The sequence below is a fragment of the Actinoplanes sp. KI2 genome (genome assembly GCF_025630775.1).
In the GTDB taxonomy this organism is placed as follows: Bacteria; Actinomycetota; Actinomycetes; order Mycobacteriales; family Micromonosporaceae; genus Actinoplanes.
Window position 1 is genome coordinate 142953 of record NZ_JAOSZE010000013.1, and the last position, 18424, is coordinate 161376.

18 protein-coding genes are annotated in these 18424 nt (G+C 71.9%); 11 read left to right on the plus strand and 7 right to left on the minus strand.

Annotated elements, in window-relative coordinates:
- Positions 1-8: 8 nt before the first annotated feature.
- Complete coding sequence (locus ODJ79_RS15760) at positions 9-1031, minus strand: LacI family DNA-binding transcriptional regulator (RefSeq protein WP_263024193.1); 1023 nt, start codon at positions 1029-1031, stop codon at positions 9-11.
- 112 nt (positions 1032-1143) lie between these two features.
- Between ODJ79_RS15760 and ODJ79_RS15765 the strand changes: the two genes are divergently transcribed.
- The 10 genes from ODJ79_RS15765 to ODJ79_RS15810 all read left to right on the plus strand — a co-directional run bounded on the left by ODJ79_RS15765 (position 1144) and on the right by ODJ79_RS15810 (position 10972).
- Positions 1144-2382 carry an amino acid ABC transporter substrate-binding protein gene (locus tag ODJ79_RS15765; RefSeq protein ID WP_263024194.1) on the plus strand — a complete coding sequence of 413 codons (1239 nt, stop codon included), beginning with the start codon at positions 1144-1146 and terminating at the stop codon, positions 2380-2382.
- Between the two features lie 4 nt (positions 2383-2386).
- Positions 2387-3253: a branched-chain amino acid ABC transporter permease gene (locus ODJ79_RS15770; RefSeq protein ID WP_263024195.1), complete on the plus strand. Its 867-nt coding sequence runs from the start codon at positions 2387-2389 to the stop codon at positions 3251-3253.
- Positions 3250-4182, plus strand: a complete 933-nt coding sequence (locus ODJ79_RS15775; RefSeq protein WP_263024196.1) for a branched-chain amino acid ABC transporter permease — start codon at positions 3250-3252, stop codon at positions 4180-4182. The genes ODJ79_RS15770 and ODJ79_RS15775 overlap by 4 nt, the downstream gene beginning before the upstream one ends.
- Positions 4179-4913 carry an ABC transporter ATP-binding protein gene (locus tag ODJ79_RS15780; RefSeq protein WP_263024197.1) on the plus strand — a complete coding sequence of 245 codons (735 nt, stop codon included), beginning with the start codon at positions 4179-4181 and terminating at the stop codon, positions 4911-4913. The genes ODJ79_RS15775 and ODJ79_RS15780 overlap by 4 nt, the downstream gene beginning before the upstream one ends.
- 1 nt (position 4914) lies before the next feature.
- Positions 4915-5649, plus strand: a complete 735-nt coding sequence (locus ODJ79_RS15785; RefSeq protein ID WP_263024198.1) for an ABC transporter ATP-binding protein — start codon at positions 4915-4917, stop codon at positions 5647-5649.
- Positions 5642-6553, plus strand: a complete 912-nt coding sequence (locus ODJ79_RS15790) for an NAD(P)-dependent oxidoreductase (protein WP_263024199.1) — start codon at positions 5642-5644, stop codon at positions 6551-6553. Before ODJ79_RS15785 ends, ODJ79_RS15790 begins: the two co-directional genes overlap by 8 nt.
- Entirely contained in the window at positions 6550-7782 is a 1233-nt protein-coding gene (locus ODJ79_RS15795) for a M24 family metallopeptidase (protein ID WP_263024200.1), read from the plus strand. Before ODJ79_RS15790 ends, ODJ79_RS15795 begins: the two co-directional genes overlap by 4 nt.
- A gap of 17 nt (positions 7783-7799) precedes the next feature.
- Positions 7800-8828 (plus strand): thiamine pyrophosphate-dependent dehydrogenase E1 component subunit alpha, encoded by a 1029-nt coding sequence (locus ODJ79_RS15800; RefSeq protein WP_263024201.1) that lies wholly within the window; start codon positions 7800-7802, stop codon positions 8826-8828.
- The gene (locus ODJ79_RS15805) at positions 8816-9793 is read left to right on the plus strand and encodes an alpha-ketoacid dehydrogenase subunit beta (RefSeq protein ID WP_263024202.1); all 978 of its coding nucleotides are present in this window, start codon (positions 8816-8818) and stop codon (positions 9791-9793) included. The genes ODJ79_RS15800 and ODJ79_RS15805 overlap by 13 nt, the downstream gene beginning before the upstream one ends.
- A 132-nt stretch (positions 9794-9925) precedes the next feature.
- Complete coding sequence (locus ODJ79_RS15810; protein WP_263024203.1) at positions 9926-10972, plus strand: hypothetical protein; 1047 nt, start codon at positions 9926-9928, stop codon at positions 10970-10972.
- A gap of 6 nt (positions 10973-10978) precedes the next feature.
- Here ODJ79_RS15810 and ODJ79_RS15815 read toward each other — a convergent pair whose 3' ends face one another.
- From ODJ79_RS15815 to ODJ79_RS15835, 5 genes are all read right to left on the minus strand, one after another.
- A complete protein-coding gene (locus ODJ79_RS15815; RefSeq protein ID WP_263024204.1) occupies positions 10979-12241 on the minus strand; it encodes an RNA polymerase sigma factor in 1263 nt (420 codons plus the stop codon).
- An 81-nt stretch (positions 12242-12322) separates the two neighbouring features.
- Entirely contained in the window at positions 12323-12679 is a 357-nt protein-coding gene (locus ODJ79_RS15820; protein ID WP_263024205.1) for a YciI family protein, read from the minus strand.
- 95 nt (positions 12680-12774) lie between these two features.
- Positions 12775-13713, minus strand: coding sequence for a hypothetical protein (locus ODJ79_RS15825; protein ID WP_263024206.1), 939 nt, complete (start codon positions 13711-13713; stop codon positions 12775-12777).
- Positions 13714-13758: 45 nt separating this feature from the next.
- Positions 13759-13974 (minus strand): hypothetical protein, encoded by a 216-nt coding sequence (locus tag ODJ79_RS15830; RefSeq protein ID WP_263024207.1) that lies wholly within the window; start codon positions 13972-13974, stop codon positions 13759-13761.
- A gap of 15 nt (positions 13975-13989) precedes the next feature.
- Positions 13990-17127, minus strand: coding sequence for a cyclic nucleotide-binding protein (locus ODJ79_RS15835; protein WP_263024208.1), 3138 nt, complete (start codon positions 17125-17127; stop codon positions 13990-13992).
- Between the two features lie 284 nt (positions 17128-17411).
- Here ODJ79_RS15835 and ODJ79_RS15840 point away from each other — a divergent pair, with 284 nt between their 5' ends.
- Complete coding sequence (locus tag ODJ79_RS15840; protein WP_263024209.1) at positions 17412-17789, plus strand: nitroreductase family deazaflavin-dependent oxidoreductase; 378 nt, start codon at positions 17412-17414, stop codon at positions 17787-17789.
- A 169-nt stretch (positions 17790-17958) separates the two neighbouring features.
- Here the strand turns inward: ODJ79_RS15840 and ODJ79_RS15845 are convergent, their stop codons facing one another.
- Complete coding sequence (locus ODJ79_RS15845) at positions 17959-18381, minus strand: hypothetical protein (protein ID WP_263024210.1); 423 nt, start codon at positions 18379-18381, stop codon at positions 17959-17961.
- Positions 18382-18424 lie beyond the last annotated feature (43 nt).

Here is an 18424-nt window from a genome sequence, read left to right on the forward strand (position 1 = left end):
TGGATCGGTCACTTCCCGGACGCAGAGGCGGTGCTCTCCCGGATCTTCAGCTCCACGCCCAGCAGCGACTGGGTCGGTGGCTCGCGGCCCGGTCCGTCCACGGTGGCCAGCAGGATCTGGGCGGCCTGCGCGCCCATCTCGGCCAGCGGCAGCGCCACCGAGGTCAGCGGCGGAGCCAGCTTGTCCAGGTGCGGCATGTCGTTGAAGCCGATCAGCGACACGTCGCCGGGACAGGACAGCCCGGCCCGGGTCAGCGCGTCCAGCACACCGAACGCGATCAGGTCGTTGCCCGCCACGACGGCGGTGAACTCCCGGCCCGAGGCGATCAGCCGGCCGGCCGCCGCGGCGCCGGCCACTTCGGTGTACGCGTCGCAGGCCCACACCAGATCGGTGGCGGGCAAGCCGTGCTGGAGGACGGACTGGCGGAAGGCGGCGGCCCGTTCCCGCCCGGTCGAGGTGTCGGCCGGCCCGCCCAGGTGCGCGATGTGCCGATGGCCCAGCGCGACCAGGTGGTCGACGGCGAGCCGGACGCCGGTGCGCTCGTCGCCGCCGACGTACGGCAGCGTTGCGCTCGCGGTGTTCCGGTTGACCAGCACCGCCGGCACCCCGGCCGCGGCGATCTCGGCGAGCAGCTCGTCCTCCCAGCGGGCGGTGGCGACGATGAAGCCGTCGGTGCCACGGGCCCGCAGCAGCTCGATCTGCCGGCGCTCGGTGGCCGCGTCGTTGTCGGTGTCGGTGAGCACCAGCGTGTAGCCGGCCCGGGTGAGCACCTTCTCCGCGCCGCGGACCATGGGCGGGAAGAGCGGGTTGGTCACGTCCGGCACGACCATGCCGATCAGGAACGACCGGGCCGTACGCAGACCGCGTGCCACCGGGTTCGGTACGTAGCCGAGGCGCTGGGCGGCCCGGGCCACCCGCCGCACGGTCGCCGGGCTGACCTGCTCGCGGGTCTGCGGGTTGAGCGCGCGGCTGGCCGTGCCCGGGTGGACGCCGGCCGCCCGGGCCACGTCGGCCAGCTTGATCCGCTGCATGGCGTCAGCGTATCCCGCGCCACAATCGATTGCGCCATCTGACGAAACACCAGATTGACGTCCTCCAAAAGGGAGCGAATGCTCGCCTGCAATCGATTGTGAGGGAACGGCTATGTCGACGAACAATCGTTTCTGGCGGGCCGGCCTCGCGACCGGCGCCGCGTTGGCCCTCGCGGCCTGCTCCTCGTCCGGGTCCGGGTCCGGCGGCTCCTCGGCCGCGCCGAAGCAACCGCTGGTGATCGGCGCGTCGGTCTCGCTGACCGGTGACTTCGCCGACCCCGGCAAGGCGGTCAAGAACGGCTACGAGCTGTGGGCGGACGCGGTCAACGCCAAGGGCGGCGTGCTCGGCCGCCAGGTCCAGATGAAGATCGTGGACGACACGTCCAGCCCCAACCAGGTGGTCACCAACTACCAGAACCTGATTAACAAGGACAAGGTCGACCTGGTCTTCGGGCCCTTCTCCAGCCTTCTCACGGTGCCCTCGTCGCAGGTCGCCAAGCGGTACGGGTACGCGTTCCTGGAACCGGCCGGCGGTGGCCCGGCGGTCTTCGCCCAGAAGCTGCCCAACCTCTTCTTCGTCCAGCCCGCCCCGGTGGTCAAGCAGGGTGACGTCTTCGCCGACTGGGTGCTCTCGCTGCCGGCCGCCCAGCGCCCGGCCACCGCCGCCTACACCGAGCTGGACGACCCGTTCGCGACGCCGGTCGCGGAGAACATCCGGCTCCGCTTCGAGGCGGCCGGCATCAAGACCGTCTACAAGCAGGTGTACCCGGCCGAGACCCAGGACTTCTCGACGATGATGGCGAAGGTCGCCGCGGCCAAGCCGGACGTGCTGGTCGGCGGCACCCAGAGCGAGGACGCGTACGGGCAGGTCAAGAGCCTGGTGCAGCTCAAGTTCAGCCCGAGGTTCATGTTCCTGTCCAACGGGGCGAACTCGCCGGTCGAGTTCCCCGACAAGGTCGGCGCGGCCAACACGGCCGGCATCATGTCCTCCGGCGACTGGTTCCCGGCCAGCAAGGCGTACGGCAGCGACGAGTTCGCCGCGGCCTACGTGCAGAAGTACGGCGGCACCACCGACACGATCGACAACACCAGCGCCGAGGCGTACGCCGCCGGGCAGTTGGTCGAGGCGGTCGCCACCAAGACCGGCAAGATCGACAACGCGACCATCGTCGCGACCCTGCATCAGGGCACCTGGCCGACCGTTCTCGGCGACCTGAGCTGGGACGCGGTCGGGCGGCCGAACGGCAGCTTCGCGCTGATCCAGTGGCAGAACGGCAAGCTGGTGCCGGTCTACCCGGCGAACGTAGCGCAGGCCCAGCCGGTCTCCCCCAAGCCGGCCTGGGGCGGGTGAGCGTGTGCACGCCCTGGTCCAAGGGCTGATCCTGGGCGTGCTGACCGGCGGCGTCTACGCGCTGATGGCCTCCGGTCAGACGCTCGTCTTCGGCATCATGAAGGTGGTCAACCTGGCCCAGGGCGCGATGGTCATCCTGGCCGCGTACCTCTCGTACCAGCTGTTCGTCTCGTACGGGATAGATCCGTTCCTGGCGATCCCGGTGACCACCGCGGTGATGTTCGCCGTCGGCGTGGGCGTGCACCTGGCCTTCCTGCGCCCGCTGCGCCGGGAGGACCGGGCCGAGCTGAGCCTGCTGGTCACGTTCGCGGTGGCGCTGCTGATCGAGGGCGTCATCGGCGTCGTCTGGAACACGACCCGGCGCAGCATCAACACCTCGTACGCCAACGACAGCTGGACGGTCGGCGGCTACCAGATCACGGTGGTCCGGTTCGCCGCCTTCGCGCTCTCGGCCGTCGCCCTCGGCCTGCTGGTCCTCCTGCTGCACCGGACCCGCTTCGGGCGGGCGATCCGGGCCACGGTGCAGAACCCGGAGTCGGCCCGGCTGCTCGGGGTGCGGGCCGAGCGGGTGGCCGCCCTCGGCTTCGGGCTGGGCGCGGCCACCGCGGCCGCGGCCGGCTCGGTCTACGGCCTGCTCTACCCGTTCAACGCCGGCAGCCACTACGACCTGATCTCGCTGCTGCTGTCCATCGTGGTGCTGGGCGGCCTGGGCAGCATCGGCGGCGCGATCGCCGGCGCGCTGATCATCTCGGTCTCGTCGGCGGTGGTGGCCTCGACGATCTCACCGTCCTGGGCTCCGATGACCTTCTTCGTGCTGCTGCTGGCCGTGCTGCTGGTCCGACCGCAAGGCCTCTTCGGGAGGCCCACGTGATCAAGGGCGCGTTGTTCGTGGCGACGCTGGCCGTGCTGCCGCTGCTGGGGCTGCCGCACTGGGTGCTCAACATGCTGGTGTTCGTGCTGATGTTCGCCGCCCTCGCCAGCGCGTGGAACCTGGTCGGCGGCCTGACCGGCTACCCCTCGCTCGGACACGCGGCGTTCTTCGGCATGGGCGCGTACGCGTTCGCCCTGCTGCTGCACCGGCAGGCCGAGCTGACCGAAGGCTGGCAGCCGTTCGCCTGGCTGCCCGCCATCGGCGTCGGCGTGGCGCTGATCGGCGTGCCGATCGCCGCGATCGCGATGCGCACCCGGGCCGACGTCTTCGCGATCGTCACCATCACCCTGCTCTTCGTCGTGCAGACGCTGGCGTTCAACCTGCACGGGCTGACCGGCGGCGCGCAGGGGCTGTCCTTTCCGGTCGCGCCGTTCCCGGCCGACACCTTCGAGCGGCCGTTCTACTACGTGCTGCTAGCCCTGCTCGTGCTGGCCATGCTGCTGACGTACGGCACGCTGCACAGCAAGATCGGGCTGGCGCTGGCCACCGTGCGCGGCGACGAGGACAAGGCGCGCGGGCTCGGCATTCCGGTCGCGGGTGCGAAGGTGCTGGCCTTCGCGGTCAGCGTCGGGCTCACCGCGATGGTCGGCGCGGTCTGGGCCTACTACCAGGTCGGGATCATCTATCCGCAGTTCGCGGTCGACCCCCTGATCACCATCGCGGTGGTGCTGATGACCTTCCTCGGCGGCCGGGGCACGCTCTGGGGTCCGGTGCTCGGCGCGGTGCTGCTCGAGGGCGGACAGCAGTACCTCGCGTACGAGTTGGGCGCCGGCCAGTTCTACCTGATCGCGTACGCCATGATTTTTCTTTTGGTCATGTTGGCGCTCCCCCGCGGCATCCTGCCCTCGCTGGCCGGGCGGCTGCGATGAGCGACCTGCTGCGAGTGGACGGTCTGCGCAAGAGCTACGGCGGGGTGACCGCGGTCGACGACTGCTCGCTGGCCGTCGCCGAGGGCACCGTGACCGCGCTCATCGGGCCCAACGGCTCCGGCAAGACCACACTGTTCGACCTGATCACCGGCTATCAAAAACCGGACGCCGGGCTGGTGGCGTTCGCCGGGCGGGACGTCACCGGCCGCGGTCCGGGCCGGCTCTACCGCGCGGGGTTGACCCGCACGTTCCAACAGGCCCGCGTGTTCCCGCAGCTCACGGTGGTGGAGAACATGGTGGCCGCAGCCGGGCACCGGTGGTGGCGGCAGCTCGCCACGCCGCGAGTGAGCGCCGCCGACCGCGCGCGGGCCGGGACGCTGCTCGCCGAGTTCGACCTGACCGGGGACGCGGACCGGATCGCGGCCGAGCTCTCCTACGGCCGGCGCAAGCTGCTCGAGTTCGCCGCCGTGCTGATGAGCGCGCCCCGGCTGGTGCTGCTCGACGAGCCGATCGCCGGGGTCAACCCGGTGCTGGTCGAGCGGATGGAGCAGCACGTCCGGTCCCGGCACGCGGCCGGCGTCACGTTCCTGATCGTCGAGCACGACCTGTCGTTCGTGATGCGGCTCTGCGACCCGGTCATCGTGCTGGACGCCGGCCGCCCGATCAGCGAGGGCGACCCGGCCATGGTTCGCGCCGACCCGCGGGTCCTCGACGCCTACCTGGGCGGCTGACATGCTGCTGCGCCTCGACTCAGTGGTGGCCGGGTACGGCGCCGGCGAGGTCCTGCGCGGCCTCGACCTCGACGTCGCCGAGGGCGGCGTCACCTGCCTGATCGGCCCGAACGGCGCCGGCAAGTCCACGTTGCTGAGGACGGTCAGCGGGTTGCTGCGGCCGAGCCGGGGCCGGGTGCTCTTCCGCGGCGACGACCTGGGCCGGCGCGGCCCGCGCGAGCGGCTGCTGCTCGGCATCGTGCACGTGCCGCAGGAGCGCAGCCTCTTCCCGGCCATGACCGTGCGGGACAACCTGCTGATGGGCGGCTATCTGCTGCGCGACCAGCGGCTGCTGCGGGAGCGGATCGACCGGGCGGTGGCGGCCTTCCCGATCTGCGCGCGACGGGCCGGCGCGCACGCCGGGACGCTCTCCGGCGGCGAGCAGAAGCAGGTCGAACTGGCTCGCACGCTGCTGCTCGACCCGGCGCTGGTGCTGCTCGACGAGCCGTCGATCGGGCTGGACCCACGGTCGCGGCGGCAGGTCTTCGACAGCGTCCGGCAACTGGCGGGGGCCGGGCGCACGATCCTGCTGGTCGAGCAGAACGCCCGGTCCGGGCTGGCCGCGGCGGACACCGGCGCGGTGCTTGACGGCGGCGTGGTGCGGCTGGTCGCCCCGGCCGCCCGCCTGCTCGACGACCCCGAGGTGGCGCGGCTGTATCTGGGCGCGCGCACGGCAGAAAGGACCCATGATGAGTGAAGTCGGCTGGATCGGCGCCGGGCGGATGGGCGGCGCGATGGCCCGGCGGTTGCTGGCGGCCGGGTACGGCGTCCGCGTCTGGAACCGCACCCGGGACAAGGCCGAGGCGCTGACCGGGGCCAAGGTCGCCGACGCACCCGGCGACCTGGCCGGCCTGGAGGTCGTCTTCACCACGGTGGCCGACGACGCGTCGCTGCTGGGCGTCACGATCGGCGAGGGCGGGCTGCTGCGCGGGCCGGCGTCGCCCGGCTACCTGGTCGACGCCAGCACGGTCGCGGCGGAGACCTCGGACCGGGTCCGGCAGTTCGCCGCCGACCGGGGCACCACGCTGCTGGCCGCCCCGGTCAGCGGCAACCCGAAGGTGGTGCGGGCCGGCCGGGCCTCGATCGTGGTCTCCGGGCCGAGGTTCGCCTACGACGACGTCGAGCCGCTGCTGCGGGCGATCGGCGCCTCGGTCACCTACGTCGGCGACGGCGACCAGGCCCGCCTGGTCAAACTCGCGCACAACGTGCTGCTCGGCGTGGTGACCCAGGCGCTGGCCGAGGTGACGGTGCTGGCCCAGCGTGGCGGCGTACCGCGGCATGTCTTCCTGGATTTTCTGAACGACTCCGTGCTCGGCTCGACGTTCAGCCGGTACAAGTCGCCGGCGCTGGTGAACCTCGACCTGGCCCCGACCTTCACCACCGGCCTGTTGCGCAAGGACTTCGACCTGGGGCTGGCCGCCGGGCGCGGGCTGGAGGTGCCGATGCCGGTCGCGGCGGCGGCCTACCAGCTGGTGCAGGCGGCGGTCGGGCGCGGGCACGGCGACACCGACTTCGCCGCGCTGATCGTTGAGCAGGCCCGCAGCGCCGGGCTCGAGCTGGAGCCCGAGCAGGTGGAGGTCGACGACGGGCTGGGGTCATGATCCCGGCGTCGCCCGGCCGGATGGGCGTCGACTTCGAGGAGCGGGTCGACTTCGCGCGGCTACGCGCCTACCGGCTCGGCCGGGCACGGGCCGCCCTCGAGGCCTCCGACCTGGGTGCGCTGCTGCTTTTCGACATCAACAACATCCGGTACGTGTCGTCCACCATGATCGGCGAGTGGGCCCGGGACAAGGTCGCCCGCTACACCCTGCTGACCCGTACCGGCGAGCCGGTGGTCTGGGATTTCGGCTCGGCCGCCCGGCATCACCAGCTGTACGCCCCGTGGATCGTCGGTTCGAACAGCCGGGCCGGGATGCTCGGGCTGCGCGGCGCGGTCGCCCCCGACGCCGGTCTGATCGCCGCGGCGGTCGCCGAGATCGGCGGGCTGCTCGCCGAGCACGGCGTGGCCGGGCAGCCGGTCGGGGTGGACATCGCGGAGACGCCGATGTTCCTGGAACTGCAGCGCACCGGCATCGACGTACGGGATGGGCAGCAGGTGATGCTGGACGCCCGCCTGATCAAGTCGGCCGACGAGATCATGCTGCTCTCCACCGCGGCGGCCATGGTGGACGGCGTCTACCAGGACATCGCCGAGGCGCTCAAGCCCGGGGTCCGGGAGAACGAGATCGTCGCGCTGGCCAACAAGCGGCTCTACGAGATGGGCTCGGACGACGTCGAGGCGATCAACGCGGTCTCCGGCGAGCGCTGCAACCCGCACCCGCACAACTTCTCGGACCGGCTGATCCGGCCGGGCGACCAGGCGTACTTCGACATCATTCAGGCCTTCAACGGCTACCGGACCTGCTACTACCGCACCTTCGCGGTCGGCCGGGCGACGGCCTCGCAGCGGGACGCGTACACCCGGGCCCGCGAGTGGATCGACGCGGCGATCGAGCTGGTCCGCCCGGGCGTGACCACCGACCGGATCGCCCGGCTCTGGCCGGCCGCCACCGAGTTCGGCTTCGCCGACGAGATGGCCGCGTTCGGCCTGCAGTTCGGGCACGGGCTCGGCCTCGGACTGCACGAGCGGCCGATCATCTCGCGGCTCAACTCGCTGACCCACCCGGTGGAGCTGCGCGAGGGCATGGTCTTCGCGCTGGAGACGTACTGCCCCGCCGACGACGGCTACTCGGCGGCCCGGATCGAGGAGGAGGTCGTGGTCACCGCGGACGGCGCGTCGGTGCTCACGCTCTTCCCGGCCGAACAGCTCTTCGTCGCCAACCGCTACTGATCGCCTTGGAGGCCTCGATGCCACCTCCCGGCCTGTCGGCCCAGGACCTCTACACCCCGGCGGGCACCGTGCCTGCGCCGGTTGCGCTCGACCTTTTCCGTACGCTGGCGCGCCTGCGCCGGTTCGAGAAGCGCGCGTACGACCTGTTCCTGCAGAACCTGGTGAAGGGCACCAGTCACCTCTCGCTGGGGATGGAGGCGATCGCGGCCGGGTTCGCCACCGCGATGACGCCCGAGGACTACACCTTCGCGACCTACCGCGGCCACGCGCACACGCTGGCCCGAGGCGCGCCGATGGACGCGGTGCTCGCCGAGCTGCTCGGCCGGGACACCGGGCTGCTGCACGGCAAGGGCGGCTCGATGCACCTCACCGACGTCACGCACGGCGTGCTCGGCTCGTACGCGATCGTCGGCGCGCACCTGACCGTGGCGCTCGGGGCCGGCTGGTCGGCGCGGTACCTGGGCCGGCCGCGGGTGACGGTGGTGTTCTTCGGCGACGGGGCGACCAACATCGGCGCCTTCCACGAGGCGCTGAACCTGGCCGCGACCTGGCGGCTGCCGGTCGTGTTCGTCTGCGAGAACAACCAGTACATGGAATACACGCCGATCCGCGCGGTGACCGCCGTGCGGCGGCCGGCGGCGGATCGGGCCGCGGCGTACGGGATGGAACCGGTTCTGATCGACGGCAACGACGCCGACGCGGTCTTCCTCGCCGCCGCACACTTCGTCGGACGGGCCCGCGCGGGCGACGGACCGGCCCTGATCGAGGCCTACACCTATCGGTCGACCGGGCACTCGCGGGCCGACCCGGCGCACTACAAGCCGGCCGACGAAGTTGCCGCGTGGGCGGCCTACGACCCGCTGGACCTCTACCGGCGGCGGCTGTCGGACGCCGGCGTGCCGTCCTCCACGCTCGACGGCATCGAGGCGGAGGCGGCGGCCGAGGTGGAGAAGGCGACCGTATCCGCGAAGGGGGCGCCCACGCCCGGCCCGGACCGCCTGCTGACCAACCTGTGGGCGGACGGAGGCTCGTCATGGCGGAACTGACCTATCGCGACGCGGTCGCCCGGGCGATCGCGCAGGAGATGGCGCGCGACGAGCGGGTGGTCTTCCTCGGCGAGGACGTCGGCGCCCCCGGCGGCGTCTTCAAGGCGACGCCGGGCCTGCTGGACCGCTTCGGCCCCGAGCGGGTGCGCGACACACCCATCTCCGAGCAGGCGATCCTCGGCGCCGCGATGGGCGCCGCGATGACCGGCCTGCGCCCGATCGCCGAGATCATGTTCGCCGACTTCTTCGCGGTCTGCTGGGATGTCGTCGCCAACCAGATCGCCAAGGCCCGCTACATGACCGACGGCCAGGTGAGCCTGCCGCTGGTGATCCGCGCGGCCAACGGCGGCGGCCTGCGCTTCGGCGCCCAGCACTCGCAGGCGGTGGAGAACTGGGCGATGGCCGTTCCCGGCCTCAAGGTGGTCGCCCCGGCCACCCCGCGCGACGTGATCGGCCTGTTCGCCGCGGCCGTCCGCGACCCCGACCCGGTGCTCTTCTTCGAGCACAAGGCCCTCTACCCGGTGAAGGCGCCGGTGCCGGACGGCGAGATCGTCGACACCCTGGGCACGGCGGTGGTCCGCCGGGCCGGCGACGACGTGACCGTCCTGGCCCTGGCCGCGATGGTCCCCCGCGCCCTGGCCGCCGCGGATCGCCTGGCGGAGGACGGCATCGAGGCCACGGTGGTCGACGTCCGCAGCCTGGTCCCGGTGGACACCCGGACGATCCTGCGCGAGGTCGCACACACCGGCCGTCTCTTCACCGTCGAGGAGAACCCCCGGCTGCTCGGCTGGGGCGCCGAGGTGGTGTCGATCGTCGCCGAGGAGTGTTTCTGGAAACTGGACGGCCCGATCGTCCGCATCACCACGCCGCACATTCCGCTGCCCGCCGCCGATTTCCTGGAGGACCAGGCGATCCCGTCCGTGGACCGGATCACCGAAACCATCCGCACCGCCATGAAGTCCTGACCGGCCCCGAGTTTGGCGTCGATGAGGTCTTCCCTCGCGTCTGGCCACCGGAGATCCTGAGAACAGAAGGCAACAGTGCCGTTGCTCAGGGTAACCCGCTCGGTCGAGTGGAGCTTGAGGAAGCCGCGGTGCATGAGTCGATTTCGCGTCCTGCTCTCGCAAAAGGTGCGGCCCTGGGGTTTCGGGCTGCTGTCGGCGGCCTCGCTGGCCATGCTGGTCTCGGGCGAGGTATACGACGGCTACTCGCGCGACGTCCTGATCAATCTCGGCACGAGCCTCCTGGTGGTGGCGCTCACCTATGCCATCTTCGACCCGGTCTTCCAGGAATTTCGTCGGTCCCGAGTCATCGAGCAGCCGTTCTTCGACGACGTGCGGTTCAGCCGGAACGTGCAGAACGCCTCATCGACGGTCCGCATCATGGACACCGGGAACCACATCCTCGAGGGCCGGCAGCGCGACCGCTTTCTCGAAGCGATCCGGACGGCGGCCGAGCACGGCGTGCGGATCGAGATCCTCCTGCTCGACCCCGACGCCAAAGCGACCGAGCAGCGGGCCGAGGAGATCAGACCGGTCGACGTCCGCGGCGTGATCGTCGAGAACCTTCGTTTCCTGTACTGCTGCCGGGCCGGCATGAGCGTCGCGCACGCCGAGAACCTGGCCGTGCGGACCTACGACGCGTTGCCCGCCCTGCAGCTGCACCAGTGGGACGGCCGGGCGCTGATCTCGTTCTACCCGGTCGGCCAGCGCGCGTCCGCCTCGCCGCACCTGGAGATCAACATCGACTCGTCGCTCGGCCAGTTCGCCGAGAGCCGCTTCCACGAGCTGTGGCAGCACGGCAACACGACCGTCCTCGAGGACTGGTGGACTACGCCGCTGGTGTTCTGCCGCGACGGCGAGCCGGTCGCCAAACGCGCGGTCCGCTACGTACGCATGCACGAGGCGATCTTCATCGACGGCGGCCGGATCGCGGACCTGCTGGTCGACTTCGGACGCGACCACATCACCGCGTCGGGGAGCATGGGGGTGCGGCCGTTCGAGTCGGACTGCACGTACTCGATGTCCCGGCTGTCCTCCGAGTCCGAGATGAACGGAGTGGTGACCGCGGAGTTCCTCCGCAAGTACGGCGACGGCGGCGCGGAATCCACCCCGCCCATGCTGCTGGCCCTCGAGCCGATCTGATCCCGGTCAGGCGTCCGGCCCGGTCTCGGCGAGGCGGCGGCGCAGGAACGCCCGTTCCGGCTCGTTGCCGGCGAGGTCGAGCGCCTGCCGGTAGGCGTCCGCCGCCTCCGCCTTACGGTCCAGCCGGCGCAACAGATCGCCGCGAGCCGCGGGCAGCAGGTGATATCCGGCCAGCCGCCGGTCGGCCGCCAAGGCGTCGAGCAGCGCGAGCCCGGCCGCGGGACCGTCCACCATGGCCACCGCCACCGCCCGGTTGAGCTCGACCAGCGGCGAGGGCGACACCGTTCGGAGGACGTCGTACAGCGCGACGATCTGCGGCCAGTCGGTGGTCGCGACGGTCGCGGCCTCGTCGTGCACGGCCGCGATGGCGGCCTGCAGCGCGTACGGACCGGGTCGGCCGCCGGTCAGCGCGCCGACCACGAGCCGGCGCCCCTCCTCGATCTTGCCGGCGTCCCACCGCGCGCGGTCCTGGTCGTCGAGCAGCACCAGGTCGCCGCGGACGTCCACGCGCGCGTCCCGGCGGGCGTCGACGAGCAGCATGAGGGCCAGCAGACCGGACACCTCCCGCTGCCGGGGCATGAGGCGGTGCAGGATCCGGGCCAGCCGCACGGCCTCGTCGGCCAGGTCGTGGCGCATCAGGGCGGGGCCGCCGGTCGCGGCGTACCCCTCGGTGAAGATCAGATAGATCACCCGGAGCACGGCCGGCAGCCGCTCGGTCAGCTCCGCGCCGCTCGGAACCCGGAACGGGATCCGAGCCTCGCGGATCTTGCGCTTCGCGCGCACCAGCCGCTGGGCCATCGTGGCGTTCGGGAGCAGGAACGCGCGGGCGACCTCCGGCGTGCTGAGGCCGCCGAGGCAGTTCAACGTGAGCGCGGTCTGCGCCTCGAGCGCCAGCGCCGGGTGGCAGCAGGTGAAGAAGAGGTACAGCCGCTCGTCCGGCACATCGTCCGGGTCGGCCCAGCCGGGGTCGGGCTCGGGCGGCGGCGGCTCGTACCGCTCCGCCTCCACCCGCAGCAGGGCCAGCTTCGCGGCCAGTACCCGGTCCCGGCGTAGCAGGTCGACCGCCCGGTGGCGGGCCGTGGTGAGCAGCCACGCCGCCGGGCGGTCCGGCACTCCGTCGCGCGGCCACCGCTGCAACGCGGTGGCGACGGCGTCCGCGGCGACCTCCTCGGCCAGGTCGAGGTCACCGAGGGTACGCACGAGGGTGGCCAGCAGGCGCCCCCACTCCTCGCGGAAGACCGCCTCGACCGAGTCGGCCGCCGTACCCATCGGTGATCCCCCCACGTTGCCCACGGACCCGCTGCCTCGGGACGCGCTGCCTCGGGACGCGCTGCCTCAGGACGCGCTGCCTCAGGACGCGCTGTCGAACTCCATGATCGGCCGCACCTCGACCGACCCGTACTTCGCGCCCGGGCACTTGGCCGCCCAGTCGATCGCCGCGTCGAGGTCGGGCACGTCGATCAGGTAGTAGCCGCCGAGGACCTCCCGGGTCTCGGCGAACGGCCCGTCGGTGACCACGCGCTCGCCGCCCTTGACCCGTACGGTGGTGGCGGTCTTGCTGTCCTGCAAGGCCTCACCGCCCGAGCTGGCCCCGGCCTGGGTGATCGCGTTGGTGTACGCCCAGTACTCGTTCATCACCTGCTCGGCCTCGGCCGGGTCGGGCGCGGCGGTGGATTCCTCGCTGTAGATCAGCAACAGGTAACGCATGATGGTCCCCTCACGTCGGGTGGCCGCCGATCGGCCGCTTCCACCGTCACGACGATCGGGAACCGCGATATCGACAGCCCCGTCGAGAAACTTTTCTACCGGTCCTTGTGCCAGACGGTACGGTCGAGCCAGCCGTCGCCGTTGTCGTCGTACATGCGCTTCTCGAAGGTGCCGTTGTCGTCCTTGTCGTAGTCGGCGTAGTCGACGAGCTTGTCACCGTCGGTGTCGTGCCCGATGAAATCGACGTGCCCGTCGTGGTCCACGTCGACCAGGATCTCGACGCCGTCGCCCTTCGTACCGATGAAGGTCGCTTTGTCCCAGTGCCCGTCGCCGTTGGCGTCGATGTGCGGGTGGTAGCCCTTCGGCGGCGCGAGGTGCTCGGCCGTGTCGAGGATCCGGCCGAGCACGGGCTGGTCGCCGAACCCGCCGTCGGATGCGGTACCGGCGAGCCCGCTGTCGGTGGCACCGCCGAACCCGCTGTGGGTCGCACCGGCGAGCCCACTGTCGGTGGCACCGCCGAACCCGCTGTCGGTGGCACCGCCGAACCCGCTGCGGGTGGCACCGCCAAACCCGCTGTGGGTGGCACCGCCGAGCCCGCTGTCGGTGGCACCGCCAAACCCGCTGCGGGTGGCGTCGCCGAACCCGCTGCGCTCGGTCGGCTGCCACGGCTGGTGTGCCGAGCCGCCGCCGGCGCCCCCGCCACCCGGCGCGTCACCGATCCCTTGCCCGGCCCCGTGCGCGCCGACCGCGTCCCCGACGTGCCCCGCGGCCGCGCCGGCGGTCGATCCGCCCGACAGCGAGTGGCCGAGGTCGGCGAACGCCGAGAACAGGCCCATGGTGCTCGACTTGTTCGTGCGCGTCTCCACCGCCGCCAGCCCACCGCCGGAGTCGGCCGAGACCTGGCTGCGCAGCAGCTCGACCTCGCCCGCGTCCAGCTGGTAGCCGGACAGCGCCGCGTCCGGATCGGCCGCCAGCGCGGCCGCGAAGGCCGGCTCGCCGAGCAGGCGCTCCAACACCGCATCGAAGTCGCTCATGGCAGCAAGGCTAGAAGACCGCGTCGAGTCCGGGCTATCGGGCTGTCAGTCGAGTTCCGGCATCGCCACGGGCTGGGGCCGCGGCCGGCAGCTGCCGCATTGCACGGCGTCCTCCACCACCAGCGCCTCCGCCCGGCCGCGCACCTGCGACCGGAGCACCTGCAACAAGTACGGACCGAAGCGCGCATGATCCTCGCAGACGCCGCGACCGCAGAAGCGGCACGAAGCCCGCGCCGCCTTGGCGCAGAACCAGCAGAGCACTTTTCTCCTTGAAAATCAGCCGATGATGATGGGTGGCGACGAGGACGTGGCCGACGGCGACGGTGAGGTCGACCGCGATGGCGAGGTCGAGGTCGACGGCGAGGGCGAGGTCGAGGGCGAGCTGGGCGTGGTGGTCGGTGGGCGGGTGGTAGGCGTGGGCGTGGTGGTCGGCGGCCGCGTGGTGGTCGGCGGCGGTGTGGTCCGCGGGTTCGGCCGCGGATTGCGGCGCGGCTGAGGAATCGTAGTCGGAACATTCACCGTCGGGGGCGCGACACTCACCGACGGGGTGACCTCGGTCGGCGACGGCTCCTCGCTCGGTGGCTGGCTCGGCGGCTGGGTCGCGGGCGGCTGGATCACGACACCGTCACCGCAGGTCAGATCGTTCGACGTGGCGGGGACGGGCGTGCCGGCCACGGCGACCGACCCGATGGACACGGTAACGGCGCCCGGGTCGACGGCGTACCACGCCTCGCCGGTGTTCCGGACATCACCGGCCGGGCGGCGCAGGAGCAGCGAGAGCGGATGGTACGCGCCGCTGGTGCTGGTGGTGTCGGCCAGCAGGCGGCCGGCATCCACGCCGAGCGTGCCGTGCGGCGAGCGTTGCCGGCCCGTGCCGGTCCACAGCACCCCCACGTCCGTACGGGAACCGGCGCAGAGCAGGACGGTGGAGCCGCCCGAGAACGTGAGCCGTCCGGTGGACCGGGCCGGCACCTCGATCCAGGAACCCTCGCCGAGGTACCGCCGGTCGCCCTGCTCGAGCCTGGTCGTGGTGCCACCGCCGCCGCCCACGGTGACCGGGCCACGGTCCGCCGTGAGCAGCACCTTGTCGGTGGCCATCTCCGCCCAGACCGGCCCGGGCACGAAGTTGGCCACGGTGAGCATCATCGCGAGCAGGAGCAGGAGCAGGACGAGCCACCACATCCGGCGGGCGAACCGGCGGTCCACCTCCGGGTCTTCGGTGCCGTCGGGTGGGCCCGGCGGCGCGGCGAGCGGCGGGTAGACGCCGGCGCCGTGCAGGCCGGCGGCCGTGATCGCCCGGCCCGACGGCTGCGGCGAACCGGCGACGTGGCCCGCGGCGCCGACCAGCGGCGGCAGGTTGGACGCGTCGGGGATGACCCAGAGCCGGGCGGGCGTACGCGTCTGTGCCACCTCGCCGGGATCGCCCTCGCCGACCGGACCGACCAGGGTGCCGCGACGCAGCTCGACGCCGTCGGGCGTGGCGATGACGCCCGACTCGACGACGACCGCCTGGGTCGGCCCGGGCAGGACGACGGGCGCGCCCGGCTCGAGGTCGACGGGGTGGGCGCCGGCGATCAGCGCCAGCCGCGCGTCGACGGGCAGCTCGGCCAGCGCGGGGGTGTCGGCGAACAGCGTCTCGGCCTCGTCGCGGTCCCTCGGCGGCGGCCCGGGCAGCGGTCCGATCACGGATGCCACGGTCGCGGCCGGCACGGCCAGCAGGGTTGTGCCCGCGGTGTGCCAGTTCAGCCGGGTGGGGCGGCCGGTCAGCGCGCTCGCCAGGCCGACGACGCCACCGGGGCCGACGTGGTGCCGGATGGTGCCGCCGGGATCCCCGTCCTGCCGGGCCTCCATGGCGCCGTCGACGACGACGTACACGTCCTGCTGGGCGCCGCCGGCGAAGACCAGCTGCCGGCCGCTCGACGGGCGCAGCCAGTGTGCCCGGGCCGCGAGGCCGGCCAGCGCCGGCTCCGGCAAGCCACCCAGGTCGGAGGCGCGCAGCGCGGCCACCCGGCGCGGAGAGTCGGCCTCGCGGGCGCGTTCGGCGGAGCGCTCGCGGTAGCGCCGCCACCACCTCGCCAGCCGGCCGGCGAGCAGATAGATGAGGGGTGCGCAGAGCCCGCCCAGGATGAGCACGAGCAGCAGCTGACCGGCGACACCGTTGTGCCACAGGCCGGTGACCAGCCCGGAGACCCGGTCGGCCCAGATCCGGTACGCGAGGTTCGCGGCAATGGCCAGCCAGAGCACCGCCAGCACCCCGTACAGCGCAACGATCTTGCCTTCGACGTCGAGCCCGGCCCACGCCGGCGGCCGGCGGCGCAGCCGGCCCGTCACCCAGGCGATCCCGCGGGTCCGGAGGTTCGGGATCTCCAGCCAGTCCATCAGCAGGTAGTAGCCGTCGAGTGCGATGAACGGGTTCAGGTTGAACAACCCGTTCAGGTACCAGGCGAAGGAGAGCTTGAAGGCCAGCGGGCCGACCGCCGGGATCGCGAGGGCGACCAGCTGCATCGAGCCGGCCAGCACCACGCCGGTCAGCGGACCGGCGGCGGTGACCAGCAGCCGGGCCCGCCGACCGGCCATCCAGACGTCGGTCGTATCCACGAAGACGGACGGGATGCCGAAGTAGACGAGCAGGCCCGCGGCGGGCACCTCGCGGCCCGCGTGCTTGGCGGCCAGCGCGTGCCCCAGCTCGTGGCAGGCCAGCGCGAACACGTTGAGCAGCAGCAGCACGAGCGCGCCGAGCAGATACGAGCCGTGGCTCAGAAAGAGCGCCTGGCTGCCCCGGAACCAGGTGGCCACGAAGACGCCGAGCCCGAGCACCGCGACGACCGACAGCAGCGCCGCGGCGAACTTGGTGAACAAGAACCGGCCGCCGAATCGGTACAGCCCCGAGACGACGCCGTCGATGTCGACGACCAGCATCCGGCGCCCGCGCGCGGCCGCGAGCAGCCCGCTGCCGATCCGCTGGGGCAGCGGCTTGCGCTGGATGTTCCGCAACGGCCCGAACGCGTCGACCGGCAACTCGTCGAGCATCCGGTTACCGGCCAGGTCGGCCACGATCCGGCGGACCTGGTCGGGCGCGAGCCGGCCGGACAGGCGGGCGAACTCGGCGACCAGCCGGGCCACCGTGTACGTGCCGTCCATCATCAGGGCGAGCTGCCACTCCTGCGGGGTCAGCCGCAGATAGCAGGCGCGACCGCCGTCGTCGGGCGAGCGCAGCATCACGTACGTGGAGCCGCGCACGCTGGTCAGCTCCACCCACTCGACGCCCGTGCGCAGCACCGGCCGGGCCTTGGCCGGGTTGAGCCGTTCGACCACCGCGCCCCACAGTCCGGGGTCGGCCGGTCCCAGAGGCTCACCCGGCGCGCGCCCGGCCAGAGCCTCCCAGACACTGATCCGGGTCTCGACGTACGTCACTCCACTCGGCCCTTCCACTAGCCGTCGGCCCATGGAGAGTAGGCGTTCGTCCCGGTCGAAAGCGAACCTCTGTGACGGGACGGTCCCATTGATCACCGCAAATCGGACGCAATGTCTACTTCCCGACCGGACCAGCCGCGACTCGGCCACATGGCCAGGTCACCCGGTACGGCCCCGTCCGCGAAAGGACGCCCGCCGGCCCGATGCAGGGACCCGGAATAGATCCGCCGGCGCCGGAGGTTCCTCTCACGGCCACTCAGATCAACACGAGGGAAGCAGCGAACATGAGTGACGAGACCGCCGCGGCGCTGGCGCAGGACCGGACCATCGACATCACCACCGTCGGGCGCAAGACCGGCCAACCGCGCCGGATCGAAATCTGGTTCCACCGGTTCGACGGTCGGTACTACATCACCGGCACCCCGGGCCGCCCTCGCGACTGGTACGCCAACCTCGTCGCGCACCCGGGATTCACCTTCCACCTCAAGGAGTCGGCGACCGCCGATCTGCCGGCGACCGCCCGCCCCATCACCGACCCGGCCGAGCGCGAGAAGGTCCTCGCCGGAGTGCTCGCCCCGCTCGGCGCCTTCACCAGCCAGCCGGGCCAGGAGCCCGAGGTCTGGGTGGCGAGCAGCCCGCTGGTCGAGGTCACCTTCGCCTGACTTGACGCGTACGGGGTCCCCGGCGCCTTCATAGCGGCATGAAGCGGTCGGCCGTGCCGCTTCCCGCCGGCGAGCCGGGGTTCCAGCAGCTCAGCGTCACCATCGCCGAGGGCCGGGTGACCGAACGGGCCGCATCCCTTGCGATGCGGCCCGTCGGAGTAGCCCGAGATCAGGACTTGGTCGAGGCGCTGCAGACCCAGTCGCCGTACGGGACGCCACCCTTGGAGCGGACCTCGCACGCGCGTACGGTGACGTTCTCGCTGATGTCGTAGTTGCAGTGGCGGACCTCGGTGCCGTCGTCGCCGATGCTGGTGTTGTCGTTGCAGCCGGTACGCAGGTCCACCCAGTGGTACCCGTCGCAGCCGACGTTGGCGCAGACGTACTCCTGGATCTTGCCGTGCACCGCGTAGGTGTCGGCGTCGAGGTCGTGGACGTAGAGCCAGTCACCGTCCGGGATGAACGTCGTCGTGCCCCAGCTCTTGCTGATGGTCACGTTGGACCCGCTCGCGGAGGCGGAGCTCGCCGGCCCGGCGACCATGATCGCGCTCGCCGCCAGGGCCAGACCGACCTGGGCCAGTCGGATGAGTTTCATGAGGGTTCCCTTCGTGCCATTGACGTGTCTTCTCGTCGCGGCA